At 70.5% G+C, this 26676-nt stretch carries 24 protein-coding genes; 19 read left to right on the top strand and 5 right to left on the bottom strand.

Annotation, left to right across the window (positions count from 1 at the left end; genetic code table 11):
- Window positions 1-141: IS481 family transposase (locus tag VFX14_11585; GenBank protein ID HEU5190323.1), on the top strand; the 141-nt coding region annotated here is incomplete at its 5' end.
- Here the strand turns inward: VFX14_11585 and VFX14_11580 are convergent.
- Together VFX14_11580 and VFX14_11575 are read right to left on the bottom strand one after the other, a co-directional pair.
- On the bottom strand, window positions 138-1064 hold the full coding sequence (locus VFX14_11580; GenBank protein HEU5190322.1) for a peptidyl-alpha-hydroxyglycine alpha-amidating lyase family protein: 927 nt from the start codon (window positions 1062-1064) through the stop codon (window positions 138-140). The genes VFX14_11585 and VFX14_11580 overlap by 4 nt on opposite strands.
- A gap of 2 nt (window positions 1065-1066) precedes the next feature.
- Window positions 1067-1879, bottom strand: a complete 813-nt coding sequence (locus VFX14_11575) for an SDR family NAD(P)-dependent oxidoreductase (protein HEU5190321.1) — start codon at window positions 1877-1879, stop codon at window positions 1067-1069.
- A 69-nt stretch (window positions 1880-1948) separates the two neighbouring features.
- Here VFX14_11575 and VFX14_11570 point away from each other — a divergent pair, with 69 nt between their 5' ends.
- On the top strand, window positions 1949-4507 hold the full coding sequence (locus tag VFX14_11570; GenBank protein ID HEU5190320.1) for a M1 family metallopeptidase: 2559 nt from the start codon (window positions 1949-1951) through the stop codon (window positions 4505-4507).
- A gap of 13 nt (window positions 4508-4520) precedes the next feature.
- A complete protein-coding gene (locus VFX14_11565) occupies window positions 4521-5363 on the top strand; it encodes an LLM class F420-dependent oxidoreductase (GenBank protein HEU5190319.1) in 843 nt (280 codons plus the stop codon).
- Window positions 5364-5492: 129 nt separating this feature from the next.
- Here VFX14_11565 and VFX14_11560 read toward each other — a convergent pair whose 3' ends face one another.
- A complete protein-coding gene (locus VFX14_11560; GenBank protein ID HEU5190318.1) occupies window positions 5493-6707 on the bottom strand; it encodes an MFS transporter in 1215 nt (404 codons plus the stop codon).
- Window positions 6708-6769: 62 nt separating this feature from the next.
- Between VFX14_11560 and VFX14_11555 the strand changes: the two genes are divergently transcribed.
- Genes VFX14_11555 through VFX14_11545 form a run of 3 tightly spaced genes read left to right on the top strand, consistent with a single transcriptional unit; the run spans window position 6770 to window position 8970 of the window.
- Window positions 6770-7084, top strand: coding sequence for a hypothetical protein (locus VFX14_11555; protein HEU5190317.1), 315 nt, complete (start codon window positions 6770-6772; stop codon window positions 7082-7084).
- An 18-nt stretch (window positions 7085-7102) separates the two neighbouring features.
- The gene (locus VFX14_11550) at window positions 7103-7921 is read left to right on the top strand and encodes a DNA-formamidopyrimidine glycosylase family protein (GenBank protein HEU5190316.1); all 819 of its coding nucleotides are present in this window, start codon (window positions 7103-7105) and stop codon (window positions 7919-7921) included.
- Window positions 7922-7968: 47 nt separating this feature from the next.
- The gene (locus tag VFX14_11545; GenBank protein HEU5190315.1) at window positions 7969-8970 is read left to right on the top strand and encodes a D-cysteine desulfhydrase family protein; all 1002 of its coding nucleotides are present in this window, start codon (window positions 7969-7971) and stop codon (window positions 8968-8970) included.
- A gap of 42 nt (window positions 8971-9012) precedes the next feature.
- Here VFX14_11545 and VFX14_11540 read toward each other — a convergent pair whose 3' ends face one another.
- Window positions 9013-9777 carry a 3',5'-cyclic-nucleotide phosphodiesterase gene (locus VFX14_11540; GenBank protein HEU5190314.1) on the bottom strand — a complete coding sequence of 255 codons (765 nt, stop codon included), beginning with the start codon at window positions 9775-9777 and terminating at the stop codon, window positions 9013-9015.
- A gap of 151 nt (window positions 9778-9928) precedes the next feature.
- Here VFX14_11540 and VFX14_11535 point away from each other — a divergent pair, with 151 nt between their 5' ends.
- The 13 genes from VFX14_11535 (at window position 9929) to VFX14_11475 (ending at window position 25082) form a co-directional block, all read left to right on the top strand.
- The gene (locus VFX14_11535) at window positions 9929-11326 is read left to right on the top strand and encodes a rhodanese-like domain-containing protein (protein ID HEU5190313.1); all 1398 of its coding nucleotides are present in this window, start codon (window positions 9929-9931) and stop codon (window positions 11324-11326) included.
- Window positions 11323-11994 carry a corrinoid protein gene (locus VFX14_11530; GenBank protein HEU5190312.1) on the top strand — a complete coding sequence of 224 codons (672 nt, stop codon included), beginning with the start codon at window positions 11323-11325 and terminating at the stop codon, window positions 11992-11994. Before VFX14_11535 ends, VFX14_11530 begins: the two co-directional genes overlap by 4 nt.
- Window positions 11991-12914: a homocysteine S-methyltransferase family protein gene (locus VFX14_11525; GenBank protein HEU5190311.1), complete on the top strand. Its 924-nt coding sequence runs from the start codon at window positions 11991-11993 to the stop codon at window positions 12912-12914. Before VFX14_11530 ends, VFX14_11525 begins: the two co-directional genes overlap by 4 nt.
- Window positions 12911-13645: a hypothetical protein gene (locus VFX14_11520; protein ID HEU5190310.1), complete on the top strand. Its 735-nt coding sequence runs from the start codon at window positions 12911-12913 to the stop codon at window positions 13643-13645. The genes VFX14_11525 and VFX14_11520 overlap by 4 nt, the downstream gene beginning before the upstream one ends.
- Entirely contained in the window at window positions 13642-14151 is a 510-nt protein-coding gene (locus VFX14_11515; protein HEU5190309.1) for a DinB family protein, read from the top strand. The genes VFX14_11520 and VFX14_11515 overlap by 4 nt, the downstream gene beginning before the upstream one ends.
- 12 nt (window positions 14152-14163) lie before the next feature.
- A complete protein-coding gene (locus VFX14_11510) occupies window positions 14164-14706 on the top strand; it encodes a shikimate kinase (protein HEU5190308.1) in 543 nt (180 codons plus the stop codon).
- A gap of 4 nt (window positions 14707-14710) precedes the next feature.
- Window positions 14711-16558, top strand: coding sequence for a bifunctional homocysteine S-methyltransferase/methylenetetrahydrofolate reductase (locus VFX14_11505; GenBank protein ID HEU5190307.1), 1848 nt, complete (start codon window positions 14711-14713; stop codon window positions 16556-16558).
- Window positions 16555-17907 (top strand): amidase, encoded by a 1353-nt coding sequence (locus tag VFX14_11500; protein HEU5190306.1) that lies wholly within the window; start codon window positions 16555-16557, stop codon window positions 17905-17907. Before VFX14_11505 ends, VFX14_11500 begins: the two co-directional genes overlap by 4 nt.
- Window positions 17900-19489, top strand: a complete 1590-nt coding sequence (locus tag VFX14_11495) for a D-aminoacylase (GenBank protein HEU5190305.1) — start codon at window positions 17900-17902, stop codon at window positions 19487-19489. The genes VFX14_11500 and VFX14_11495 overlap by 8 nt, the downstream gene beginning before the upstream one ends.
- Before the next feature lie 8 nt (window positions 19490-19497).
- Entirely contained in the window at window positions 19498-22614 is a 3117-nt protein-coding gene (locus tag VFX14_11490; protein ID HEU5190304.1) for a GAF domain-containing protein, read from the top strand.
- Entirely contained in the window at window positions 22611-23969 is a 1359-nt protein-coding gene (locus VFX14_11485; GenBank protein HEU5190303.1) for a sigma-54 dependent transcriptional regulator, read from the top strand. Before VFX14_11490 ends, VFX14_11485 begins: the two co-directional genes overlap by 4 nt.
- A gap of 197 nt (window positions 23970-24166) precedes the next feature.
- Window positions 24167-24574 (top strand): hypothetical protein, encoded by a 408-nt coding sequence (locus tag VFX14_11480; GenBank protein HEU5190302.1) that lies wholly within the window; start codon window positions 24167-24169, stop codon window positions 24572-24574.
- A 124-nt stretch (window positions 24575-24698) separates the two neighbouring features.
- Complete coding sequence (locus VFX14_11475; protein ID HEU5190301.1) at window positions 24699-25082, top strand: RNA-binding protein; 384 nt, start codon at window positions 24699-24701, stop codon at window positions 25080-25082.
- Between the two features lie 82 nt (window positions 25083-25164).
- Here VFX14_11475 and VFX14_11470 read toward each other — a convergent pair.
- A partial coding sequence (locus VFX14_11470; protein ID HEU5190300.1) for a uroporphyrinogen decarboxylase family protein occupies window positions 25165-26676 on the bottom strand: 1512 nt, incomplete at its 5' end.

Raw genomic sequence — 26676 nt, 5'->3', positions numbered from 1 at the left:
CCCAGCTCGCGACAGCGGACCGACGCCTTGCCCGCCTGGCTCCACTACTACAACTGGGCGCGCGGACACGGCGCGCATCAGGGACGACCACCCATCAGCCGCCTGGTGGCCCCGGACAATCTCGTGGCAGTTCACAGCTAGTCCGCTCGGCGGAATTTCTGAAGGGAGCGGATCTCCCGCGGTGGGCGTTCCAGATTGCCTTTCGCCGTCCAGGAGACCTCGGAGACGTAGACGTTCTCCCGCGAGTCGACGACTACGCTGTGCGGAGCGGTGAACTCGCCCGGCTTCTCCCCCGCGAACGGTCCCCCGAAGCGCGCCACGCGCTGGCCCTTGGCGTCGAGCACGGTGACGCGCGGGCCGATGTTCGGCGTGTGGTCGGTCACCGGGATCGCCGACCCCAGCTCTCCGATGTAGAGCAGGTCTCCCTGCCGCTTGTCGGTGTAGAGCCCGCAGGGCCGGTGCAGGTTGTTGATCTGCCCCTGATAGCGCCCGTCGCCGTCGAAGATCTGGACGCGGTGGTTCTCGCGGTCCGCCACGTAGACGAGCCCGTTTCGGTCGGTGGTGATGTTGTGGGGCAGATTGAACTGGCCGGGATCGGTGCCGGGCTCACCCCACGAGTGCAAATGCTTGCCGTCCGGCGCGTACTTGTGGACGCGGGAGTTGCCGTAGCCGTCGGAGAGATAGAGGTTTCCGGTCTTCGGGCACACCGCGACGTGGGTGGGGCGGTTGAAGGGCTTGCCGCCCTGCAGCGTGGACGGCGAATCTGGGTCGCCGATGGTGAGGAGCAGCTTCCCCTCCGGCGTGAACTTGCGGCTCGTGTGGTGCAGATCGTCGGTGAGCCAGAGCATGCCCTCGGCGTCGACCGAGATGCCGTGGGCGCGCCGGATCTGCCCCTCGCCCCAGGAACGCAGGAAGTTGCCGTCGGCATCGAACACGATCACCGGGTGCTCGCCTCGGGTGAAGCAGTAGACGTTGTCCTTCGCGTCGACGGCGACGCCCGCCACCTCGACGTAGTGCCACCCCGTGGGCAGCTTGCCCCACCCGACCACTGGCTCGAAGCGCATGGCTACTGAGACTCCTGGATGGCCTTCTCCATACGGGCGAAGCGCCGGCGGAGGGGCTCGAGCCCCTCCGGGTGAGTGATGACGTAGAGACGGTTGTCGAGGACGGCACGCAGCACGCGCTGCGCCACGTGCTCGGGGGAGAGATAGCGGCCGATCAGCTCGACCTCGCCCCCGGATTCGGGTGCGCCGGCGTTGCGCAGGGCGGCCGGCCGGTTGCGCGCGCTCTGACGGATCTGCGTGGTTACCCCCATGGGACAGAGCACGGAGACGCCGATGTCATGGCGGCGAAGATCCTTCTGGAGCGTCTCCGAGAGCCCCACCACCGCGTACTTGGTGGTGTTGTAGACGCCCAGCCCTTCGGAAGCGATGAGGCCGGCCATCGACGCCGTGTTGACGACGTGACCGCCGGCCTTCTGGGCGATCATGCGCGGCACGAAGGCTTCCACGCCGTGGATCACCCCCCACAGGTTCACACCAATGGCCCACTCCCAGTCCGCGTGGGTCGCGGCGTCGAGGCTGCCCCAGAGAGCGATGCCCGCGTTGTTGCACAGCACGTGGACGCCGCCGAATCCCTGCCAGGCGCGATCGGCGAGGGCGCGCACGTCGGCGAGACGGCTCACATCGGTGCGGACGGTGAGCGCGCGGCGTCCCTTCGTGACCACGCCGGCGGCGGTGTCCGCCATGCCCGCCTCGTCGAGATCCGCCACCACCACATGCATCCCCGCGCCGGCGAGCGCGAGACAGAGCGCGCGCCCGATGCCACTCGCGCCCCCCGTCACCACCGCCACGCGGTCCGCCAGATCTTTCACGCTCACGGAGTTTGGGCCCGCCGCCGAAGTGATGTCAAGTGTGTCACCCCGCCGACTCTGGTATTCTCCACGTTCATGGACTATCGTCTGCCGACATCCGTTGTCCCCCGTCGGTACGAGATCCGGCTCACGCCCGATCTCGACGCCGCCCGCTTCACCGGCGAGGCCACGGTGCAGGTCGAGATCGCCGAGCCGGTGACGGAGGTGGTGCTCAACGCCGCCGAGCTCGCGATCCAATCGGTGGCCGCGCGCGACCCGAGCGGCACGGTGGTGCAGGGCAGCGCCGCTCTCGACGAGACGCACGAGCGCGCCCGGCTATTGTTCCCGTCTCCGCTGACCCCGGGCGCGTGGCAGCTCGTGCTCGGCTTCACCGGCACCCTCAACGACAAGCTCCACGGCTTCTACCGCAGCACCTACAGGGACGCCGCGGGCGGGGTGCACACCATCGCGGCCACCCAGTTCGAGGCCACCGACGCCCGGCGGGCCTTTCCGTGCTGGGACGAGCCGGCGTTCAAGGCGGTCTTCTCCGTCACCCTGGTCGTGTCGGAGCGGCTCACCGCCATCTCCAACACCGCGATCGTGTCCGAGGAGCCGACGGGGGACGGGCGCAAGGTCGTGCGCTTCGCCGACACCATCAAGATGTCCACGTACCTGGTGGCGCTCGTGGTGGGCGAGCTCGAGGCGACGGCCCCGGTCATGGTGGGCGCGACGCCGCTCCGGGTGTGGGCGGTGCCCGGCAAGACGCACCTGGGCCGCTTCGCGCTCGACTGCGCGGCGTTCTCGCTGGACTTCTTCGAGAAGTACTACGGGATCCCGTACCCGGGTGACAAGGTGGACCTCCTCGCCATCCCCGACTTCGCCGCGGGCGCGATGGAGAACCTGGGCGCGATCACGTTCCGGGAGACCGCGCTCCTCGCGGACGAGAAGAGCGCCTCGCACGCCGAGCTCGAGCGCGTGGCCGACGTGGTGGCGCACGAGCTGGCACACATGTGGTTCGGCGACCTCGTCACGATGGCGTGGTGGAACGGCATCTGGCTCAACGAGGCCTTCGCCACCTTCATGGAGATGCTCGCGGTCGACGCGTGGAAGAAGGAGTGGGAGCGCTGGACGAACTTCGGCGTGTCCCGTGCGGCGGCGATGGGCGTGGACGGGCTGCTCGCCAGCCGGCCCATCGAGTTTCCCGTGCGCGAGCCCAAGGAATGCGAGGCGATGTTCGACCTCCTCACCTACGAGAAGGGCGCCTCCGTGCTCCGCATGCTCGAGCAGTACCTGGGTCCGGAGGTGTTCCGGGAGGGCGTGCGCCGGTATCTGCGCGAGCACCCGTACGCCAACGCCGAGACCACCGATCTCTGGAAGGCGCTGGGCGCCGCCTCCGGCCAGCCCATCCCCGAGGTGATGGACGGCTGGATCTTCCGTGCCGGCTATCCGCTGGTGACGGTGGAGCCCGACGGCATGGGCGTGAAGCTCTCCCAGCGGCGTTTCCTGTATCTGGGTGATGACGCCGGCGACGGCGCGGCGGGCGAGCCGTGGCGCATCCCGATCAATCTCCGCGCGTCGGTGAAGGGCGGCTGGGTGGACAAGCGCCTGCTCCTCGACGGGCCGGAGACGCGCGTGGCCCTGCCCGCGGTGCCCGACTGGGCGTTGGCGAATGCGGGTGGCCACGGCTTCTACCGCGTCGCGTTCGCGCCCGCCATGCTCAAGAAGCTCGCGCGCTCCATCGGCAAGGCCGCGCCCATCGAGCGCTTCAACGTCGTCAGCGACGCGTTCGCGGTGACGCAGGCCGGCCACATGTCGGCGGCGGACTATCTCGACCTGACCGGGAAGTTCCGTGAGGAGACCGACCGCAACGTCTGGACGGTGCTCGCCGGCTCGCTCGCCTTCGTCAACCGGGTGATCCCGGAGTCGGCGCGCAGCGGCCTCGAAACCTTCGTCCGGCACCGGGTGGGGCTCGCGGCGGCCCGCCTCGGGTGGGAGGCGGAGCCGGGCGAAAGCGAGCTGGTCCGGCAGCTCCGCGGCGATCTCATCCGCGTCCTCGGCACCCTGGGGAACGACGAGGAGACCCAGGCCCAGGCCCGCGCGCTCTACGCGCGCTACGTCGAGGACGAGGGCGCGGCCGACCCGAACATCCTGCCCGCGGTCATCAGCATCGTCGCGACGGTGGGCGGCGCCGCCGAGTATGCGGAGTTCCTCCAGCGCTTCCGCACCGCGCGCACCCCCCAGGAGGAGCAGCGCTTCCTCTTCGCGCTGGGCGCGTTCCGCGATCCGGCCCTCATCACGCAGACCCTCCAGCGCACGATCAACGGGGAGGTGCGGAGCCAGGACGCGCCCTTCCTGCTGCGGGCCATGCTGGGCGGCGTGCACTCGCGCGGGCCCGCCTGGGACTTCGTCAAGGAGCACTGGCAGACGATGGCCAAGCAGTACCCGGGGAGCGCGTATCGGCGCATGTACGAGGGCGTGACCGCGCTGATCAGCCCCGAGTGGGAGCAGGACGTGAACGAGTTCTTCCCGTCCCACGGCATCGTGCTCGGCGGCAAGACGCTCGAGCAGTACGTCGAGCAGCTGCGCGTCGCCGTGCGCTTCCAGCAGCGCGAGAGCGCCGCGCTGGCCGCCTACCTCGCGCGCACGCCCCGCTGAAGAGAGGGTCCCCATGCACTACGGCTGCTTCATGTTCGCCACCGACTACGCGATTCGCCCCGACGAGCTGGCCCGCGCGCTCGAGGACCGCGGCTTCGAGTCCTTCTGGGTGCCGGAGCACACGCACATCCCGGCGAGCCGCCGCTCGCCGTTCCCGGGCGGCACGCCGCTCCCCAAGGAGTACTGGCACACCCTCGATCCCTTCGTCGCGCTCGGCGCGGCGGCCGCGGCGACGAGCCGCATCAAGCTCGGCACCGGCATTTGCCTGGTGATCGAGCGTGATCCCATCACGCTCGCCAAGGAGGTGGCCAGCCTCGACTGGATCTCGCGGGGCCGTCTCCTCTTCGGGATCGGCGGGGGCTGGAACGCCGAAGAGATGGAGCACCACGGGACCGTCTTCGCCGACCGCTGGAAGGTGCTCCGCGAGCGCATCGCCGCCATGAAGGAGATCTGGACCAAGGACGAGGCCGAGTATCACGGCAAGCACGTGAGCTTCGACAAGATCTGGTCGTACCCCAAGCCCGTGCAGAAGCCGTATCCGCCCATCCTCATGGGCGGCGTCGGGCCGCACGCCCGTCAGCGCGCGGCCGAGTTCGACGGGCACTGGCTGCCGCTCGCCACCCGCGAGCCCATCGCCGACGGCATTGCCGATCTCAAGGCGCGGGCGGAGAAGGTGGGGCGCGATCCCGCCACCGTCACGGTGTCCCTGTTCGGCGCGCGCCCCGAAGAGGCGCGCCTCGCCGCCCTCCGCGAGGCCGGCGTGGCCCGCGCCATCTTCGCACTGCCGCCCGCGGGCCGCGACACCGTGCTGCCCCTCGTGGACCAGTACGCGGCGCTCATGAAAAAGCTCGCGTAGCGGCGATTTCTTGATTTGATCTACGGTCGTCGCGAGCGACGACCTCTGTAAGGTGGGGTGACCTTGCGGTCACCCAACTCTTTGGGGACCTGGTCTCCACCCCTTTGGGACATGGTCTCGACCGGTACGTCACCCTGTGCGGCGTGCCCCGCCGGTCATGAGCACGAACGCTGTCAGCGTGGCCAGACCGAAGAGGCCGACGCCGGCCGCCCAGAGGTAGATCGCCCCGTAGGAGCCCGTCCGGTCGTAGAGCGCGCCCGAGAGCCACGGGCCCGCCGCCGCGCCCAGATTGTTGCCGATGCCGAGGATGCCGAAGATCACCCCGTAGTGCGCGGGCGGCGTGATGCGACTCACCAGCACGGAGAAGATCGTGGCGCGGCTGCCGAGAGGCAGGAACAGGAAGAGCACGTAGCCGTAGGCGAGCACGCGCAGCGGCCATGCCTCGAAGGCGAAGAGGCAGGCCATCCCGAGCAGGGACAGGGAGAACGAGAGAAAGCCCGTGGACGCCGCGCCGAGCCGGTCCGCGGCCACGCCCGCCAGCATGCGACCGCTCGCCGAGAGCATGCCGCCCACCGCGAGCATGATGGACGCCTCCTCCGGGGATAGCCCACGGGCGGGAAAGTAGAGGGCGTGCTGCGTGGTCGCCAGGTATCCGAACATCGGGGGCGTGGTGAAGGCGAGGAAGAGCATCGCGAAGGGCGCGGAGACCAGGATCTGGCTCACCGAGGACACCGACCCCGTGATGGCGCGCGTCCCCGGCGCGGGCGCGCTGTTGAGGCGCGTGGGGAGGATGCGCCAGGCGAGGGGAATCAGCACACAGACCGATCCCCCGTAGAGCCCCAGCGTCGCCCGCCAGCCCGCCCGCTCGATCAGCGAATGGATGAGGGGCGCCAGGGCGTATGCGGCCATGGAGCCCGAGAACGCGATGCCCATGGCCACGCCGCGCCGCCGGTGGTAGACGTCGGCGAGCAGCGAGGCCTGGGTGGCGATGCCGGTGAGCCCCACGCCGATGCCCGCGCCGATCCCCACCGCAAGCACGAAGGCGGTCAGCGTGGGCGCGGCCGTCCCCAGCAGCATGCCCGCGGCGGCGCCGATCAGCCCGGTCATGGCGACGGCGCGGGGATTGCCGCGGGCCACCAGGAAGCCGGCGATGGGGCCGAGCACCGCTCCGCCGATCCAGCAGAGGGACGCCGTGGCCGCGGTCGCGCCGCGCGAGCCACCGAACTCGGCGAGCAGCGCCGGGAAGAAGACCGGAAACACGTTGGTGATGCCGGAGACGAAGAGCATGCTGGCGAAGGCGAGCCAGAGCCGGGCGTTCGCCAGCGTCTCGCGGTCGGAGGTCACGCGCGTCACATTATTGACAAGCACCTCGGCGCGCGCAACAGTTCGCTCCCGGGAGGAACGCCATGGTTGACGACAATCGCGTGCTGCTCACGGTCCTGCTGCACCACGACCAGTCCAAGACCCTCGACGAGATCATGGCACATCTCCGGAAGACCGGCTTCTATCGCGACTTCCCGCCCGAGGGGAGCGAGCTGGTGTCCTGGGTGGTGGCGATGTCCTACGGCTTCATCATCACGCTCCGGGTGGAGGCGGACAAGGTGCGCAGCCTTAACCGTTACATGGAGCAGAAGGCGTGGGGCGCCTTCCGCTACCAGGTGTTCCCGGCCTACGACTTCGCTCCCATCGCCGCGACCCTCAAGCGCGAGCACGCCTCCTAGGCCGCCCGGCCCCGCGCCGTGGCCGAGCTTCCCGAGCTGACGGTCTACGCGGAGGCCCTCGCCCCGTGCCTGGTCGGTCACGGGATCACCGCGGTGACGGTGCACCAGGCGCGCGCGCTGCGGGGCGTGACGGAGGAGGTGTTCGTCGCGGCGGTGCGCGGCCGGTCGGTTGCCGACGTCGCGCGGCGAGCGAAGACCCTCGCCATCGGGCTCAAGGGCGGTCCGCGCGTGGACGTGCATCTCATGCTCGGGGGCGCGCCCTTCTGGGTCGAGCCCGGCGACACGGTGCCCGTGCCGCTGCCGGTGCTCACACTCGGGCGCGAGGATGGCGCCCGGCTCGTCTTCTCCGACGAGAGCTTCGACCTGCTGAGGCCCGGCGAAGCCAAGATGTGGGTCGGGCTGGACCGGCGCGAGCGCGGCGGTCTCGATCCCGCCGGCCCGGGCTTCACCCCTGCGGCGCTCCGGGCACTCTGCGCCCGGAACAAGCTCTGGCCCATCAAGACCGTGCTCTGTGATCAGCGGCTGATCGCCGGGCTGGGCAACGCCTACGCGGACGAGATCCTGTGGGAGGCCCGGATCAAGCCCCGCCGCACGGCGTCTCTCATGAGCGAGGAGGAGATCGCCCGCGTCCATGCCGCGACCGGGGTGACGCTGGCCGCGGCCACCGAGGCCCTCCGGACGCGCGTCGGCGCCGGACCCCTCCGCGGCGAGCCGAAACGCGACTTCCTCCACGTCCACCACCGGGCGCGCAAGCGGTGTCCGCGGTGCGGCACGCCCATCCAGGTGGAGTCACTGCGGGACCGCTCCACCTACTGGTGCCCGAGCTGTCAGCCGTGAGCCGCCAACCATGAGGAACAAGCGATCGTGCGTGCTACGATCGATTCATGCCGGTTCCGCCTCGCCTCCCTCTCGCGCTGGCGCCGACACCCATCCTCAAGCTCGAGCGGCTCTCGCGGCGGCTCGGCGTCGAGCTCTTCGTCAAGCGCGACGACCTGACCGGGTTGCTGGAGTCGGGTAACAAGGTCAGGAAGCTCGAGTTCCTCATCGGCGATGCCCTCGCGCAGGGCGCCGACACCCTCATCACGTGCGGCACGCTGCAGTCCAATTGCTGCCGCGCGGTGGCCGCGGTGGCCGCGCGCCTCGGTCTGAACGCAGCGCTCGCGGTGAAGGGGACCCGGCCGGCCGCGTACGACGGCAATCTCCTGCTGGACCGGCTGCTCGGCGCCGACGTTCGCTACCTCTCCGACGCCGAGTGGGAGCGGGTGGACGAGGTGATGGAGGAGATGGCCGCCGAGCTTCGCGCGCGACGGCACCGCCCGTACGTGATCCCGGAGAGCGGCTCGAACGAGGTCGGCGCCCTCGGCTACCTCGAGTGCGCGGTGGAGCTGGCCGGCCAGATCGATCACGGGGCCCCCCGCTTCGACACGGTGGCGATCTCGGTGTACAGCGGCGGCAGCCAGGGCGGCCTGCTGATGGGCAAGCAGCTCGCCGGCCTCCCCAGCGAGATCGTCGGCATCCCCATCGCCTGGCCGGCCGCGCGCGTCCGGGAGCACGTCCAGCACACGATGGCCAAGGCCATCCGGCGCTTCGGCTTCGCCATCGAGGTGCCCAAGTCCATTCATCTGCTCGACGGCCATCAGGGGGTGGGACGCGCGGCGGTGGGTGATGGGGAGCTCAGCACCATCGTGCGCCTGGCCCGGGAAGAGGGCGTGATCCTCGACCCCGTCTACACGGCGAAGGCGTTCACCGGGCTCCTGACGACGCTCGAGAAGGATCCCAAGGCGCTTGGACAGCGTATCTGTTTCATTCATACGGGCGGCATATTTAGCCTCTTTCCGTTCCGGGATTCCTTGACCCGCCTGATCGACGCGCCGCTCCCGTCGTAGACCCGCCTGCAGGCGCCTGATCGCGTCAGACGGCAAGGACTGCTAGAAGGTGTAGGTCTTGCCCTGCTCGAGGATGTGAATGCGGGTGGGATCGATCTGTGCCAGCTCGGCCGCTGTTTCCTGGTAGAGCTGCGGCTTGACGTGGAAGATCCAGATCGGGAGATCGGAAGGCATCTTCCGCATCTCCTCCCGAAGCTTCGCCGGCGTGAGATGGCCCGAGGCGCGCGCGAGGCCGTCGAGCCGGTTCGGGAACGCGGTCTCGACCACCAGGGCCTTGAGACCGCGCATCTCGCGTGCGACCTCCCAGATTCGTGTGGTGGGGCCGGTGTCGCCGGAATACACGAAGCCGGTCTCCCCGTCGTGCACGATGAACCCGGTCGTCGGGATGGTGTGGTCCACCAGTACCGGGGTCGCCCAGAGGTCACCCACGCGCGCCTCGCCTTCCTCCGGCAGCACCCGCAGCTTGAGCACAGGATTCTCGCGGGTGGGGATGGTGGTGAAGTCCGGCCAGAGGGCGTCGTTGTAGCAGTGGGTGCGCAGCGTGTCGATGACGGGGGCGATGCTGCAGGCGGTCACGGATCGCTCGGGCGCGACCATCGCCAGGCTGTCGGTAAGGAAGGCCAGGCCTACGGTGTGGTCGAGATGGGCGTGGCTGATGAGGGCGTGCGTGATGGCCGTCTGCTCGGGGACCGAGAGGGCGCCGCCGACGGTTCCGGCGTCGACCAGAACCCGATCGTCGACCAGAAAAGCCGACGGCCGCTGGCCCTGCCCATCACTACCAAAGGCTCCTAGGATCTTCAGCCGCATTCGACCTCGCCTGCCTCCCATAGTTCGACGCTGTCGATTTTGGTGACTCTAGTGTAACTGCATCGGCCCGGTCAAGTTCCTACAAGTCCGGTGGGGCTTTCCGGGCCTCCGGCCTTGCGCCCCCCGGGAGCCATGTGGGACAATCCGAGCGATGATTTTTCAGCAGATCCTGAACGAGGAGGCGGGTTGCCTCTCGTATCTGATCGGCTGTGGTCAGGCGGGCCAGGCGGCGGTGGTGGATCCGGCGCGTGATCGGGTGGACGAGTACGTGGCCCTGGCCCGGCGCAAGGGCCTGACCATCACCGAGATCGTCGATACCCACATCCACGCCGACCACGTCTCCGGCAATCAGGCCCTGGCGGAGAAGACCGGGGCCCGGATCCTCCTCCACCCCGCTGCCGAGGCGGCCTTCCGCACGACCCCGATCGAGGACGCCCAGGAGATCGTTGTCGGCAACGTCGGCCTCCGCGTGCTCCACACCCCCGGCCACACACCCGATAGCGTGTGTCTCGTGGTCACCGACCGGTCCCGCGGCGACGAGCCATGGTTCGTCCTCACCGGCGACACGCTCTTCATCGGCGACGTGGGGCGACCCGACTTCGGGGGGGAGCGCGCCGCGGCGACGCTCTACCGCAGCCTGACGTCGCGGCTCCTGGCGCTGCCCGACAGCGTCGAGGTGTACCCCGCGCACGGCGCGGGCTCGTCCTGCGGTCGGGCGATGTCCAGCAAGACGGCGTCGACGATCGGCTTCGAGCGGCGGTTCAACCTGGCCCTGCGCGCAGGGACCGAGGATGAGTTCGTGCGCGCCCTCATGACCGGGCTTCCTCCGAAGCCGCCGAACTTCGACCGCATCATCGCCCGCAACCGTGCCCGGGCGCTCCCCCCGACGGGCGAGCCGCGGCCGCTGCCCGCCGTGCAGGCCCGCGAGGCCATCGACAAGGGCGCGGTGGTGGTGGACGTGCGCACCGCCGAGGAGTTCGGCGCGGGTCACATTCCGGGCGCGATCAACGTGTGGGTCGACGGTCCGCAGTTCGCCAACCGCGTGGGCATGTTCGTCGCCGGTGACCGGCCGCTGTTCCTCGTCGCGGGCGGGCCCACCGACCTCGCGCATGCCGTGCAGGCCCTGGGCCGCGTGGGGCTCGACGACGTGGCGGGGCATCTACAGTGGGGCATGGGCGACTGGAAGAACCAGGGTCTCCCGGTGACCGAGGTGCCGCAGATCAGCGTCCACGACCTCGCCACGATGCGAGAAGAGCGGCCCGACCTCGTCGTCGTCGATGTGCGGGAGCCCTTCGAGTGGGACGAGGGGCACATCGAGGGCGCGCAGCACGTGCCGCTCGCCGAGATCGTGCGTCGGCGCGCCGAGCTGCCCGCGGGGCGCCCGATCGCCGTGGTGTGCGCGGGCGGGCTGCGCTCGAGCCTCGCCATCAGCGCGCTGGCCCGCGAGGGCGTGCCCGCGGCCTGGTTCAACGTGGCGGGCGGCATGGGGGCGTGGACGCGCGCGGGGTATCCCAGCACGAAGGGGCGGGGGGTGGCGACCCCTGCATGAGTGACCCCGCGGCCGAGTTCGACTACCCCACCATGTCACGCGCCCTGATCCTCGGCGACAAGGACACGGTGGCGAAGAAGACGCAGGAAGGTCTCGCCCTCGCCATGGATCCGAAGGCGCTTATCTTCCGCGGCCTGATCCCGGGGATGGACGTCGTGGGGGAAAAGTTTCGGCGCAATGAGTACTACGTGCCCCAGGTCCTGCTCTCCGCGCGCGCCATGTACGCCGGCCTCGATCTCCTCAAGCCCCTCATCACCGCGGCCGCGCGCGAACAGCAGGACCTCGGCGTGGTGGTGATCGGGACGGCGCAGGGCGATCTCCACGACATCGGCAAGAACCTGGTCGCCATGATGCTGGAGGGGGCCGGCTTCAAGGTCGTGAACCTCGGCCGCGACGTGGCTCCCGAGAAGTTCGTGGCCGCGGTGACCGAGCACAACGCGCAGATCGTGGGAATCTCCGCCCTCATGACCACGACCATGCCCGCCATGAAGCGCACGATCGACGCGCTCGCCAAGGCGGGGCTGCGCGAGCGGGTCAAGGTGATGATCGGCGGCGCGCCGGTCAGCCAGACCTACGCCGACGAGATCGGCGCCGACGGGTACGCGCGCGACTCCACCCTCGCCGTCGTCAGAGCCAAAGAGCTCCTCGGCGTGCAGGCCGCCGCATGAGCACGTCCCCCGGCTGGGAGATCGTGCAACGCGTGAAGGCGGGCGAGCTGCTCGTGTTCGACGGAGGATACGGCACCGCGCTCTTCGACGCCGGGCTCCTCAACGGGGCCTGCCCCGAGCTGTGGAACGACACGCACGCCGACGTCGTGCGCGGCATCCACCAAGGCTATTTCGCCGCGGGCTCGGACTTCGTCGAGACCAACACGTTCGGCGGCACCCGCCTCAAGCTCAACGAGTACAAGATCGGCGACCGGACCCGCGAGCTGAACGTCAAGGGCGCGCACCTCGCCCGCTCGGTGTGCCCGCCCGGCCGCTGGGTGGCCGGCTCCATCGGCCCCACCTCGTGCGTGCCCGCCGAGTACGGCGTGGGCGACAACATCGCCACCGACGGGGAGTATCTCGAGACGTTCAAGGAGCAGGCGGCCGCGCTCGCCGAGGGCGGTGTCGACATCTTCGCCGTCGAGACCATGATGTTCCCGCAGGAGGCCACCGCCGCCATCGCCGCGTGCAAGGCCGTGACCGACCTCCCCGTGATGGCGACCATGTTCTTCCAGTACGAGGAGATGCACGACCGCGACCGCACCATGTGGGGCGAGAGCCCGGCAGATGTCGCGCGCACCTTGCTTGCTGCGGGCGCCGACATCGTGGGCATGAACTGCGGGCGCGGTCCCGATCGGGCGATCACGATCATCCGCGAGATGCGGGCGGTGACGGACGCGCCCCTCATCGCCTATCCCAACGCCGGGCTGCCGATCACGACCGGTGACACCACGACCTACGAGCTCGGCCCCGAGGCGATGGCCAAGGATTATCCCGCGCTGCTCGACGCCGGCTGCAACATCGTCGGCGCCTGCTGCGGCTCGGGCCCCGAGCATATCCGGCTCATCGCCGAGATCGTTCGAGCGCGCCGCAAGCGGTGAGCCGCGTGCTGTCGGCCCGCACCGACGGGCCCGCCGTCCTGGAGCACCTGGCCCTTCGCGTCGACCCCGACGAGGTCCTTCGCTTCCAGGGCTACAAGAAAGGCCTCGACGTTCCGTCCCCCGAGGTGCGCGCCATCTTCGACGAGGCCCTCGCCCTCGGCGAGACCCTCATGACGCCCCGGGCGGTGTACCGGGCGGTCCCCGTCACCGGCCAGGGCCCCCACACGATCGACGCGGCGGGGGTCACCCTCACCATCCCGGAGATCGGGCGACTCTGGGGCTCGCTCGAAGCGGTGGGCGCGGGGATCTGCACGATCGGCGACGCCATCGAGGCCCGTGTGCGGGCCCTCTTCGACGCGCGCGAGTTCCCGCTGGCGGTGATGCTCGATAGCGTCGGCTCGGCGGCGGTGGAGAGTCTCGCGGAATACGTCAACGACGTCCTCTGCCAGGCGGGCCTCGCCGAGGGCGTCAAGGTGACGAACCGGGTGAGCCCGGGATATGCGGGCTGGGACACGGCGGAGCAGCGACAGCTCTTCGCCCTGTGCCCCGGCGCGCCGATCGGCGTCACGCTGAACCACGCCTGCTTCATGCTGCCCGCCAAGACCATTACGTTCCTCGTCGGCGTGGGGCCGGCGGCCCGTGTCGATCACTACTTCACTCAGTGCCGCCGCTGCTGGATGCGCGACTGTGCATACCGGCGCGCGCCCGCCCTGACCACCGTGCGGCGATGATCCGCTCGGTTGCCGAGTTCATCCGGTACTTCGACGGCGTGCGCCGCCGCACATGGACGGCGGTGGACCGGCTTACGCCCGAGCTGGCGGGCTGGCGGCCCCGGCGGGATGAATTCACCGCGGGCGCCATCGTCCGGCACCTGGCCGGGGCCGAGCGGTTCTTCGTCGCCCGCGTCGTGGACGATCGCTGGACGGACGATCTGGAGCCGGGGCCCGAGCTGGATCTGCCGGCCACGCGGGCTCTGCTGGAACGCGTGCACGCGGAGGAGATGGCGCGCCTGGCGATTGTCCCGGACGGCCGGCTCGAGGCCACGATCACCGATCTCGAGGGCCACCCCACGCGGATCTGGCGCTTTCTGATGGCCATGGTCGAGCACGAGGTGCACCACCGCAGCCAGCTCGATTGCTGGCTGGCCGCCGCGGGGGCCGAGCCGCCCCAGATCTACGGCTATCGCATGGAGGATGTGGTGGCCCGGGTGCGAGGGGGAACCGCGCGAATCTGCTAGGATGGCAAGGACATGGACAACGTCATCCTGGTCGGCTTCATGGGGGCCGGCAAATCCTCGGTGGGGCGCCTGCTCGCGCGGAAACTGGGCCGCTGCTTCATCGAGACCGACGACATGATCGTCGCCCGGGAGGGGCGGTCCATTCCCGAGATCTTCGCCACCCAGGGTGAGGCCCATTTCCGCGAAGCCGAGCTCGATGCGGTACGGCTTCTGGCCCTCAAGCGGGGAGACGTGATCGCCACCGGCGGGGGGCTCCCGTGCCGTGAGGGTGTCCCGGAGGCCCTGCGCGCCCTCGGGACCGTGGTGTGGCTGGCCGGCGACTTCGCCGTGCTCTACGAGCGCGCCCGGCGCGCCCGCGACGAGCGGCCCATGCTGGCGAGCCGGTCGCGCGAGGAGGTGGAGGCGCTCTATCGCGCGCGCGAGCCCTACTACCGCCAGGCCGACATCACCGTGGACACGACCGCGCTCGGCCCCGATCAGGTCGTCACCCGCGTGGCGCTGGCGCTCGCCGAGCGCCGATCCGCATCGGGCGCGGCGCGGGCCGCGGGCGCCTGACGCGATGGCCGCCCCCTTCCTCGAGCGCCTGCGCGAGCGCCCGCTCCTCTGCGACGGGGCCATGGGGACGGCGCTCTACTCGCGCGGCGTGTCACTGGACGCCTGCTTCGACGTGCTCAACGTCAACGAGCCCAAGCTCCCGCAGGCCATCCACGCCGAGTACATCGCGGCCGGCGCCGACTGCATCCAGACCAACACGTTCGGGGCCAATCGCTTCAAGCTCGGGGTGCACGGCCTCGCGAGCAGCGTGCGCGAGATCAATCTCCGGGGGGCCAAGCTCGCCCGCGACGTGCGCGAGACGATGGGTCGCGACGTGCTCGTGCTGGGCTCCATCGGCCCGCTGGGAAAGTACCTGGCCCCGCTCGGTTCCATCGAGCCCGATGAGGCCCGCGCGGCCTTCGCGGAGCAGGCGGAAGGCCTGATCGAAGGCGGGGTGGACGGGTTCGTCGTCGAGACCATGTCCGACCTCGTCGAGGCGCGCCTGGCCGTCGAAGCCATCCGCGCGCTGAGCGATCTGCCCATCGTCGCCACGTTCGCGTTCACCGAGGAGGGAGTGACCTATCTCGGGCGCGGGCCCGTCGAGGTGGTGGGCGTGCTGCGCGGGCTGCCGGTGCAGGCGATCGGCGCCAACTGCTCGGTCGGCTCCAGCGTGCTCTACGACGTGCTCGAGGTCATGGTGCCGGAGGCGGGCGGGCTGCCGCTCGTCATTCAGCCGAACGCGGGCCTGCCGAGCCGGGTCGGAGAGCGGCTCATGTATCTCTCCTCGCCCACCTACATGGCCGATTACGCGGCGCGGATGATCGGGGCGGGCGCCCGCATCGTGGGCGGGTGCTGCGGCACGACGCCCCAGCACATCCGTGCGATGCGTGAGGCGCTGGACCGGCTCGCGCCCCAGCGAAGCGCGGCGCCCTCCGGCCGGAATGTGCGCGTCATCCGCGAGGCGGGCGAATCGGCGGGGCTCGTGACCGCCGCGCCGCCGACCCGCCTGGCCCGCAAGGTCGCGGAGGGCGACTTCATGGTCTCGGTGGAGCTCGACCCTCCGCGCGGGCACAACATCGAGAAGCTGGTGCAAGGCGCCAAGCTTCTGAAAGAACGTGGTGTCGAGATCGTGGACATCAACGACGGCTCGCTCGGCCGCGTGCGCATGTCCGTGCTCCCCACGGCGATCTTGGTCCGCGAGGCCACCGGGCTCGACATCACCATGCACTTCACCTGCCGCGACCGGAACCTCATGGGCATCCAGGCAGACCTGCTCGGTGCCCACGCCATGGACATCCGCAACATCCTCGCGATGACCGGCGACCCGCCGCGCACCGGCGACTACGTCAATGCCACCGCGGTGTTCGACGTGGACGCCATCGGCCTCATCCGCGTGCTCACCAGCATGAACCAGGGGCTGGACGCGACCGGCAACTCGGTGGGCGAGCCCACCGCGTTCTGTGTCGGCGCCGCGCTGAACCCCGCCGCCGAAGAGCCGTCTCGAGAGATGGAGCGTTTTTTGGCCAAGGTAGAGGCGGGCGCGCGCTGGGTGCAGACCCAGCCCGTGTACGACCTCGAGGTGCTCGAGCGCTTCTTCGCGCGGACGCGCCCGCCCGTCCCGGTGGTGGTGGGCCTCCTCCCGCTACACTCCTCCCGGCACGCCGAGTTTCTCCACAACGAGGTGCCCGGCATCACCGTGCCCGACGGCGTGCGCGGCCGCATGCGCGACGCGGGGGAGCGCGGCCTCCGCGCGGGCATCGCGATGGGCCAGGAGCTGATCGCACAGGTGCGCCGCCACTACGCGGGCGCGTATCTCATGCCGTCCTTCGGCCGCTTCGAGGTGGTTGCCGAGGTCCTGGAGGCCATTCATTGACGCAATCCGGATGGGCTGAGCTGAGCGCGGCGGAGGCGGCGCGGCGGGTGCGGGCGCGTGTGCTGTCCCCCGTGGACCTGGTGGAGGCGTGCCTGGCGCGGATCGATCGCGCCGAGCCGTCGGTGAAGGCGTGGGTGCACCTGGACCGCGAGGGCGCGCGGCGCGTCGCCCGCGAGCGGGCCGAGCAAGCGGCGGCCGGCGCCTTTCTGGGGCCGCTGCACGGCGTGCCGGTCGCGCTCAAGGACATCTTCGATGTGGCCGGCATGCCCACGCGCTGCGGCGCGAACGCGTTCGCGCACCGGCAGCCCGATACCGACGCCGCCTCGGTCGCGCGGCTGCGCGCGGCCGGCGCGGTGATCCTCGGCAAGGTGACCACGACGACCTTCGCCCTCATGGACCCCAGCCCCACCGGCAACCCGTGGAACGTGGATCACACCCCCGGCGGGTCGTCCTCGGGCTCGGCCGCCGCGGTAGCCGCGCGCATGGCGTTCCTCGCGCTGGGCTCCCAGACGGTGGGCTCGGTGCTGCGCCCCGCCGCGTACTGCGGAGTGGTGGGCTTCAAGCCCACCCACGGCCGGATCAGCGCGGTCGGCGTCGTGCCGCTGTCGTGGAGCAACGATCACGTGGGAATCATCGGCCGCGCTGTGGAGGACGCCGCCCTCGCGCTGCAGGTCCTCGCCGGGCCCGACCGGAACGACCCGTTCTCGGCGAGCGCGCCCGTCGACGACTATCTCGCCGCGCTGGGCGGTGGGCCTCCGCCCCGCATCGGCGTCCTGCGGAGCCTCGTCGAGCGGGCGCTGCCCGAGACCGTCCAGCACCTCGACGAGGTCGCCCGGCGCCTGGCCGCCGCCGGCGCGCATGTGACCGACGTGACGCTGCCGCCCTCGTTCGCGGGCATCCACGACTCGGGGCAGGTGGTGGTGCGGTCGGAGGCGGCGGCGTATCATGCGCCCAACTTCCCGCGCCTCGCCGACGAGTATCCGCCGAAGCTTCGCGAGGCGCTGCATCAGGGGCGGGAGTTCCGCGCCACCGACTTCCTGGCCGCCCAGGCGCATCGGCGCCGGTTCCGCGAGGAGATGGCGCCGGTGGCCCTGCGTCACGACGCGCTACTGACCCCCACCGCGCCGGGGCCGGCGACGCGAGGGCTCGACTCGACGGGCGACCCGTACTTCTGCGCGCCGTGGAGCCATGCCGGGATGCCGTCCATCGCGTTGCCGAGCGGCATGGCGCGTGAGGGCCTGCCGCTGTCCACGCAGCTCGTGGGAGGCCAGTTCTCCGAAGCGCGCCTCCTCGCCGCCGCCGCGTGGGTGGAAGAAGTGCTCGGCTTCAAGGAGGCGCCCGGTGCTTGATCTCAAGCTCGAGGGCGGCCAGGTGCTCGACGGCACCGGCGCGCCGGCCCGCCGCGCCGACGTCGGCATCATCGACGACCGCATCGCGTCGGTGGGGGACCTCACGCTCGAGCGGGCGGGGCGGACGCTGGACGTGCGTGGCCTCACGGTGACCCCGGGCTTCATCGACGTGCACTCGCACTCCGACTGGCGCCTCTGGGCGAACCGGCGCGCGGAGTCGAAGATCCGTCAGGGGGTCACCACCGAGGTGGTGGGCAACTGCGGCTTCTCGCCCGCCCCCGTGACGGACGAGTTTCGCGACGACCTCCGCGGCTTTGCCCTCTATCTGCCGCCGGGCATGGATTTCTCCTGGCGCAACATGCGCGACTATCTCCGGCGCTACGAGCAGGGCGGCGTGGCCCTCAACGTCGTGCAGCTCGTGGGTCACGGCACGCTGCGCATCGCCGCCATGGGCTTCGCGCGACGGCCGCCCACCGGGCGCGAGCAGGCGCACATGGAGCGCCTGATGGACGAGTCGATGGCCGGCGGGGCCGCCGGGCTCGCCACCGGCCTCATCTACGCGCCGGGATCCTTCGCGGTCACCGACGAGATCATCGGGATCGCGCGCCGCGCGGGGGCCCGGGGCGGCTTCTACGCGAGCCACATTCGCGGCGAGGGGGCCACGCTGCTGGACGCCGTCCGCGAGGCCATTCGCGTGGGGCGCGAAGGCCGGCTGCCCGTGCAGGTGAGCCACATCAAGGCGGCGGGCCGGCCGCACTGGGGGCGCGTGAAAGATGCCCTCGCGCTCATCGACGCCGGCCGCGCCGAGGGACTCGACGTCCGCGCCGACGTCTACCCCTACACGGCTTCCAGCACGACCCTTCGCACCCTGCTCCCGGACTGGGCGCTCGAGGGCGGCGTCGAGTCCATGCTCCGGCGCATCGCCGACCCGGCCGCTCGCGCGCGCATTCGCGCCGATCTCGCGACGGACAGCGGCATCCTCGCTCGCGGCCTCGCGTGGGAGGACATCATGATTGCCTACGCGCCCACGCGCCCGGACGCGGAGGGGAAGCGACTGTCCGAGATCGCCGCCGCCTGGGGCAAGGACCCGCTCGACGCGGCCTTTGATCTCCTGCTCGCCGAGCACGGCAAGGGCTACATGATCCTGTTTCAGCTCGACGAGGCGGACGTGCGCCGCGCTCTCGTGCACCCGCACGTGATGATCGGCTCCGACGGCTCGTCGCTCGCCACCGAGGGGCTGCTCGGCGAGGGCAAGCCGCATCCGCGGAGCTACGGGACGTTCCCGCGCGTGCTCGGCCGCTACGTGCGCGAGCAGAGCGTCCTGAGCCTCCCCGAGGCGGTGCGCAAGATGACGGGCCTGCCCGCCGACCGGCTGGGGCTCAAGGACCGCGGCGTGCTCCGACCGGGGGCCCTCGCCGACGTCGTCGCCTTCGATCCCGTCCATGTCGCCGACCGCGCCACCTACGAGGATCCACATCGCTATGCCGCCGGCGTGGAGCACGTCGTGGTCAATGGACGTGTGGTGGTCGAGGGGGGCGAGCACACAGGCGCCCTCCCGGGCCGGGTGCTCTCCCCGTCCTAGTGCTGCCGATGAGGATCGGCCGGCTCATTCCCGATTTCCTGGCCGCCCTGGGCCGGGGCGCCCCGCCCGAGGCGGGATTCACGCACGTGCTGCGCGGCTTGGTTGCGGATGCGGGCGCGGCGGCGGGCGCGCTGCGCTTCGTGGCGGGGACGGGTGGCCCCCTCGAGGTGATCGTGGGCGCTCGACGAGGCTCGCCTCTCGAGGCCTGGCTCGCCGCTCGGCTCGATGAGCCGGCACGCGGCGTGACGCTGCGGCGCCTGCGGGAGACACCGCCCGGCTGGCGCCGGGGCGCTCGTCCCTGCCTGTTGCGCGCGTCCCTGGGCAATCCCGGGCGACCGGTGGGTCGCGTCCTCCTGCTGGGCCCGGACGGCCCGCGCGGACTCCGGGCGGATCGCGTCCCCGCGGCGTTCGCGCGCGACCTCGGTCTGTCCATCGAGCAGGCGTGGCGGCTCCATCAGCGCACGCGGCGCCTCGAGGTCGTCAGCGAGGTGGCCGGTCTCGCCAGCGCCGCCCTCGATCTGCCCGCGATCTATCAGGCGGTGGCGCGCGCAGTCGCGCCCCTCATCCGCTTCGTCTTCCTCGGGGTGGCTCTCCTCGACCACGAGCGTGGCGAGATGCGGCTCATGGACGTGGTCGTGAGCCCCGACGATCCCAGCGGGGGCCAGACCCGCGACTCACGGCTGCCGAGTGCGGGCACGGTGGCACAGTGGGTGGCCGAGCAGCGTGCCCCACTCCGCTTCGACGATCTATCGGACCCGCGGCTGCCCCCGGCGAGCCGCGAGCGCCTGCGGCGGCGGGGATTCCAGTCCGGCGTGCTCGCGCCCCTGGTCTCGCAGGGCACGGTGATCGGCATGCTGTTCGTGGGCCACCATCAGCCGCGGGTCTTCTCGGAAGACGACGTGGAGGTCCTCACGGAGGTTGCCCGGCCCCTCGCCGCCGCCATCGAGCGCGCGCGCCTGCACGAGGAGACGGTGCGGCGCTCGGAGACGCTCGCCGCGCTCAACGAGACGAGCCGGCTCATCAGCGCGCGGCTGCATCTCCCCGCGGTGCTCGCCACCATCAGCCGCTCGGTGAATCAGCTCATCGGGAGCGCGGGCTGTGGCATCGGGCTCCTGAGCTCCGACGGCGCGGCGGTGGAGCATGTGGCCGCGCAGGGCTTCCGCACGGCGGAATGGCGCACCCTCACCACGCCGGTGGGCGAGGGCATCATCGGGCGGGTCGCCGAGTCGGGCTCACCGATTCGGGTGGACGACGTCCACGGTGATCCCCGCTGCATGGACCAGGCTCTGGACGAGCGCGAGGGCATCCGCTCCATGCTCGCCGTACCGCTGAGGGTGGGCGAGGCGGTCATCGGAGTGATCTCGGCCTACTCGCGCGATACCGGGTATTTCTCGAGCCGGGAGGAGACGCTCCTCGAGGCCTTCGCCGAGCAGGCTGCCATCGCGATCCAGAACGCGCGGCTGTTCGAGGAGAGCCAGCGGCGCGGCCGGGAGACGGCGGCGCTCCTCGAGGCGGGGCGCGCGGTGAGCCAGAGCCTCGAGCTCGGCGAGACCATCCGCGTCATCCTCCACGAAGCCCGCACGGTGCTGGGGGTGCAATCGGGCAGCATCTTCACGCTGGACGAGGCCTCCGGCGAGCTCGCCTCGGTCGCGAGTCTGGATGAAGGGCCCGCGCGGGTCGGACAGATCCGCGTGCGGGTGGGGCAGGGCATCACCGGGCTCGCCGTCGCCGAGGGGCGGCCGATCCAGAGTGAGGATCTCTGGAACGATCCGCGCGCGATGCCCCAGCCGGCCGTGGCGGGCGGCCTCCGCTCGATGCTGGCCGTGCCCCTCGCCGCGAGCGGGCGCACGGTGGGCGCGCTGACCCTCCTGCGCACCGACGTGTACCGCTTCCCGCCCCACGAAGTCGCGCTGGCTTCGGCGTTCGCGGACCACGCCGCCCTCGCCCTGGAGCACGCGCGTCTCTTCAGCTCGGTGCGCACCTATTCCGAGCGCCTCGAGGCCATGGTCATGGAGCGCACCCGGGAGCTCGACGAACAGAAGCGCTTCGTGGAGGTCGTGCTCGAGACTCTGCCGCTCGGCCTCTACGTGCTCGACCGCGACCTTGCGGTGGTGAGCTCGAACCGCGAGGCCGACTCCGTGCTCCCGCGCGCCCCGGTGGAGCACGGTGCCTTCCTCGATCTCGTGCCGCCGGCGCAGGCAGCGACGCTGCTCGAGCTCCTCGGCAGCGTGCTCGGTGAGGGCCTGGTCCGGCAGACGGAGGAGGAGGTCGCGGTGGGCTCCGAGACGCGGGTGTTCCGCTTCACCGCGGCTCCCCTCCGCGGACCGGACCGCCGCATCAGCCACGCCATCCTGCTCGTCGAGGACATCACGCTCCCCAAGCGGCTCGAGCGCCAGATGCTCCTGACCGAGCGCCTCACCACCGCCGGCCGCCTGGTCACCGGCGTGGCCCACGAGATCAACAACCCCCTCGCCACCATCGCGGGCTGCGCGGAGGCGCTGCGCGAGCGGGCCCGCGTGCCCGAGCTGGCCGAGCTGGACGCGTTCAAGGACTTCCCCTCGTACCTGGCCCTCATCGAGGAGGAGGCCTACCGCTGCAAGGAGTTCACCGGGAGCCTGCTGCGATTCGTCCGCGATCCCGGGAGCCGTCGCGGTCCGACTGACGTCAACGCGCTCGTGGAGAAGACACTGGATCTGCTGCGCCATCAGCCGCGCTTCGCGGCGAGCGAGCTCGTCACCACCTTCGATCGGGCGCTGCCGCCGGTGGTCGCCAACGAAGGCCAGCTGCGCCAGGTCTTCCTCGGCATCGCCGCGAACGCCCTCGAGGCGATGGAAGGGCGTGGCCGGTTGATGATTCGCACGGTGCTCCGCAACGGAGAGGCGGAGATCGAGTTCCAGGACTCCGGACCCGGCGTGCCGCCGGAGATCCTGCCGCGGCTGTTCGACCCCTTCTTCACCACCAAGCCGCCCGGGCAGGGCACCGGGCTCGGTCTCGCCATCGCCCAGGGCATCGTGGCCGACCATGCCGGGCGCATCGAGGTGAAGTCGCGTCCGGGCGAGGGCGCGGTGTTCCGCGTCTACCTGCCCGTCACCATCGAATCCGAGTCCGGAGAGCCGATACGATGACCGCCCCGATCCGTGTCCTGGTCGCCGACGACGAGAAGAACCTCCGCGAGCTGCTCGTGCGCGAGCTGTCGCGGAAGGGGCACGCGGTCGAGGGCGTGGGCGACGGGGAGGCCGCTCTCGACCGGCTGCGCGACGATCCCCCCGACGTGCTGATCCTCGACATGAAGATGCCGCGGCTCGAGGGCATCGAGGTGCTGCGCCGCCTCGCCGAGCAGGGCGGGGAGGCCCCGCAAGTGATCGTGACCACCGGCTTCCAGGAGGTGTCGAGCGCGGTGGAGGCGATGAAGCTCGGCGCGTATGACTACCTCACCAAGCCCGCACGGATCGAGGAGCTCGACATCCTGGTGCGCAAGGCGGCGGAGAAGGGGCGCCTCATCCGCCAGAACGTGGTGCTGCGCGACCGGCTCGATCCGCCCGCGCCCGCCGGCGGCATCATCACCGCGAGCCCGAAGATGCAGGAGATCCTGCGCCTCATCGACCGGGTCGCCCCCACCGACTCCACCCTGCTCGTGCTGGGCGAGAGCGGGACGGGCAAGGAGCTGGTCGCGCGCGCCATCCACGACCGCTCGTCGCGCGCCAGCCAGGCCTTCGTGGCCATCCACTGCGGCGCGCTGCCGCGCGAGGTGCTGGAGTCCGAGCTGTTCGGCCACGAGAAGGGCGCCTTCACCGGCGCGGTGAACGCGAAGCCCGGCCTCATCGAGCTCGCCGACGGCGGCACCCTGCTCCTCGACGAGATCGGAGAGATGGAGCTGGAGAGCCAGGTCAAGCTCCTGCGGGTGCTCGAGACCCGCAGCTTCTTCCGGGTCGGCGGCACGCGGAGCCGCACGGTGGACATGCGACTGGTCGCCGCGACGAATCGCGATCTCGGGGAGGCGATCCGCAAGGGAGAGTTCCGTCAGGATCTCTTCTACCGCATCAACACGATCTCGGTGACCCTGCCGCCCCTGCGCGACCGTCCCGAGGACGTGCGCGTGCTCGCCGAGCACTTCATCGAGCAGTTCGCTCACTACGGCCGCAAGCGCCTCGCCCCCGAGACGCTCGCGCGCCTGGAGTCCTACCACTGGCCGGGCAACGTGCGCGAGCTCCAGCACGTGATCCAGCGCGGCGCCATCCTGGGCGCCGGCGAGACCCTGCAGCCCGCCGACCTACCCCCCGAGATCCAGCACGGCGATCCCGTGCCGTCGGCGCCCGCGGCCGGCAGCCTGGAGTCGATGGAACGGCAGCACATCGTGGCGACCCTCAAGCAGGTCAACGGCCATCGGGGCAAGGCGGCCGCCCTGCTCGGCATCGACCCGAAGACGCTCTACCGAAAGCTCCTAAGCTACGGCATCAGCGGCGAGCAGGCGGGGGCCTGAGCACCGGACCTCCGCCCGGAGGCATGCCACGGTGTGGCGGGCGGGGTGCCCGACTGCGGCAATCCCACCGATGATGCACTGCGTCCAAATGGCTGAAACCGTGGAATCTCGCTGGCCGCGAGGACTCGGCATGGAGATTGCTTCCTTTCCGCCGGGCTTCGAACCTCAACCAAGGAAAGGGCAAGGGAGCAGAACTGATGAATCGCATTCTTCTGATCGACGGGGACCGGACGCTGGGCGCCTCGCTGGGCATGGCGTGCCTCGAGCGCGGCATCGCGATCCGGATGGCTGAGACCTTTTGTGAGGGTGTGCGGTACCTGATGGACGCGCCGGTCACCGCGGTGCTTCTGGACGGGGCGGTTCTGCGGACGGCGGGGGCGGAGCGTGGGCGCATCTTCGAGCTGGCCGCACCGGGCGTGCCGGTCGTGGTTGTCGTGGATCGCGGCACGCCAGTGGAGGAGCAGGTGAAGTTCGAGCTGCAGGGCTTCCGCGTGCTTGTCAAGCCGTTCGCGCCCGAAGAGGTCCTCGACAAGATCGAGTGGGCGGAAAAGGCGCCGGTGTCGGGAGCGGACGCCGCCCCGCAGGTGCGCGCCATCTGCGGATAGCCCGGGCCGGGGCGCTGGTGTACACTACGGCGGGCTGTCCGACTCACCAGCCCTGGCGATGATGAGCGTCTCCGCGGTTGCGGAGCCTACGTCAGAATCGAGCGGTCGCCCCAAGGAGAATCCTATGGCTGCGAAATTGTACGTAGGTGGTCTGTCTTATTCCACCACGAGCGAGACGCTGCGCGAGTACTTCGCCCAGTGTGGGACAGTGGAGTCGGCGTCGGTAGTCACCGACAAGTTCTCGGGGCAGTCCCGCGGGTTCGGGTTCGTGGAAATGGCGACGGCGGAGGAAGCGCAGCGCGCCATCTCGGAGCTGAACGGGAAGGAGCTGGACGGACGTAAGCTCACCGTTAACGTCTCCAACCCGCGTCCCGCGGGCGGAGGTGGCGGGCCCCGCGGCGGCGGTCCGCGCGGGGGCGGGCGGCCCGGTGGTGGTGGGCGCGGGCCCGGGGGCGGGGATCGGGGCGCTTACGGCGTGCCCCCGTCCAAGAAGCCGTTCCGCTGGTAGCTGTCCCTCCCACGACGCGAGACACCAAGGGGCGCGGTGAACATCACCGCGCCCCTTGTCGCTTTTCGGGTCCGACGGACGCCTAGCCGAGGACGCGCTCGTAACGGCCGTAGTCGTGGGCCGCGTCCATGAACCACTTCACGATATCGGGATTGGACCGCGGCGGAATCTCACAGGACGTGGAGAGGATGAAGCCGGAGTGGCGGGCCGCCGCGTCGATGCACCGCCGCACGTCGGCCTCCATCTCCTCCCGGGTGGTCTTCTCGAACTTGGTGGCGTCCACGTTGCCGATGGCCACGGCGCGCCCCTTGGCCACTTCCATGAAGCGGCTGAGCTGATCCACGTGCAGCGCCGGGTCGGCCTGCTGGTCGAGGTCGAACGACACCGTGGTGAAGCCGCACTGGATCAGATCCTCGTAGATCGGATACGTCGTCCCGCAGATGTGGGTGGTGACGCCGACCTTCTTGGCCTTGAAGTGCTCCACCAGCTCCTTGTGGTAGGGCGCGATGAACTCGCGGTAGTTGTCGGGGGAGATCAGGCTGATCGACGCGGTGGGCTCGGAATACGAGAGCCCGATCCCGGTCTTCACGATGGCATCGCCCCAGACCTTGGTGAAATCGGTGGCAATGCGCATGAGGTCGTGGATGAACTGCGGGTCTTCGAACGTATCCAGGAGCATCATCTCGGGATTGCGCAGGAGCATGGCGATGGTCCAGGGGCCCACCGCGACCGCCCCGGTGGCGGCGGGTGGCTTGGCCTTCACGAGCGCCTCGCACTGCTCGAGGAATCCCGGTAGCCGCGCCGTCTTGTAGGGATCCGGCATGATCAGCTTGGCGAGATTGGCTTTGTCCTCCAGCACGTGCCGCTCGATGGACGGGACCACGTAGTCCGAGTACTTCACGCCGCAGCCGAAAGCCTCCGCCTCCTTGGCGAGGTCGTTGTACGCGAGCACCACGTCCGGCTGATAGCGCTCGTAGTAGTTCATCATCGCCGTGATGGCCCTGGTGGGGTTCGTGCAGTACTCCTCGATGCTGAGCCCGTCGAGGGTGCCCGCGAACGACGCCACGATGGGGTACACCGGCACGCGGTCGGCGAAGGAGCGCTTGTAGGCCGCGACCACGCGGTCGCGGTTGGTCAGCGCGGCCTTGCCCTTCTCCGCGTCCCAGAGCTTGTTGACCTCCATGTAGCGCGGCGGCAGCTTGGCCTCGTACTCCATGAACTGGGTGATCGGATAGCGGATGCCGCCGTTGTGGGTGCCGCGTAGCCCCTCGACGATCTCATCCATGCGGTCCCACGGGATCGCGAAGGCCATCTCGTGATCCTGGGTCTGGCCGAAGATGCGGTCGCCCGAGCAGGGAAGGATCACCTGCGGCTCGCCGGTCTTCATCGTGGTCACGATGATGTCGGCGCACACCGCGCGGCCCTCGAACGACGACGTGAGGCGCCCGCCCCGCTTCCACAGGGCGGCCTGGGTGAGCCGCATGACCTGGGCGGGATTCGCGTACACGCACACCAGGTGCGGCTCAAAGGCGGCGCGATCGAGCGGGGCGACGAGGAGGGTCTCGTACTCGCCGGGCGCGAACTTGTCGATGGC

This window comes from Candidatus Methylomirabilota bacterium, from assembly GCA_035764725.1.
Lineage (GTDB): Bacteria > Methylomirabilota > Methylomirabilia > Rokubacteriales > CSP1-6 > DASRWT01.
This window is presented reverse-complemented; position numbering and strand designations above follow the sequence as displayed.

Bases quoted from the DNA above. Each gene is read 5' to 3' on its own strand.
- VFX14_11580 (HEU5190322.1), bottom strand. From the start codon at position 1,064: ATGCGCTTCGAGCCAGTGGTCGGGTGGGGCAAGCTGCCCACGGGGTGG.
- VFX14_11570 (HEU5190320.1), top strand. From the start codon at position 1,949: ATGGACTATCGTCTGCCGACATCCGTTGTCCCCCGTCGGTACGAGATC.
- VFX14_11565 (HEU5190319.1), top strand. From the start codon at position 4,521: ATGCACTACGGCTGCTTCATGTTCGCCACCGACTACGCGATTCGCCCC.
- VFX14_11555 (HEU5190317.1), top strand. From the start codon at position 6,770: ATGGTTGACGACAATCGCGTGCTGCTCACGGTCCTGCTGCACCACGAC.
- VFX14_11545 (HEU5190315.1), top strand. From the start codon at position 7,969: ATGCCGGTTCCGCCTCGCCTCCCTCTCGCGCTGGCGCCGACACCCATC.
- VFX14_11540 (HEU5190314.1), bottom strand. From the start codon at position 9,777: ATGCGGCTGAAGATCCTAGGAGCCTTTGGTAGTGATGGGCAGGGCCAG.
- VFX14_11535 (HEU5190313.1), top strand. From the start codon at position 9,929: ATGATTTTTCAGCAGATCCTGAACGAGGAGGCGGGTTGCCTCTCGTAT.
- VFX14_11530 (HEU5190312.1), top strand. From the start codon at position 11,323: ATGAGTGACCCCGCGGCCGAGTTCGACTACCCCACCATGTCACGCGCC.
- VFX14_11525 (HEU5190311.1), top strand. From the start codon at position 11,991: ATGAGCACGTCCCCCGGCTGGGAGATCGTGCAACGCGTGAAGGCGGGC.
- VFX14_11515 (HEU5190309.1), top strand. From the start codon at position 13,642: ATGATCCGCTCGGTTGCCGAGTTCATCCGGTACTTCGACGGCGTGCGC.
- VFX14_11510 (HEU5190308.1), top strand. From the start codon at position 14,164: ATGGACAACGTCATCCTGGTCGGCTTCATGGGGGCCGGCAAATCCTCG.
- VFX14_11505 (HEU5190307.1), top strand. From the start codon at position 14,711: ATGGCCGCCCCCTTCCTCGAGCGCCTGCGCGAGCGCCCGCTCCTCTGC.
- VFX14_11490 (HEU5190304.1), top strand. From the start codon at position 19,498: ATGAGGATCGGCCGGCTCATTCCCGATTTCCTGGCCGCCCTGGGCCGG.
- VFX14_11485 (HEU5190303.1), top strand. From the start codon at position 22,611: ATGACCGCCCCGATCCGTGTCCTGGTCGCCGACGACGAGAAGAACCTC.
- VFX14_11480 (HEU5190302.1), top strand. From the start codon at position 24,167: ATGAATCGCATTCTTCTGATCGACGGGGACCGGACGCTGGGCGCCTCG.
- VFX14_11475 (HEU5190301.1), top strand. From the start codon at position 24,699: ATGGCTGCGAAATTGTACGTAGGTGGTCTGTCTTATTCCACCACGAGC.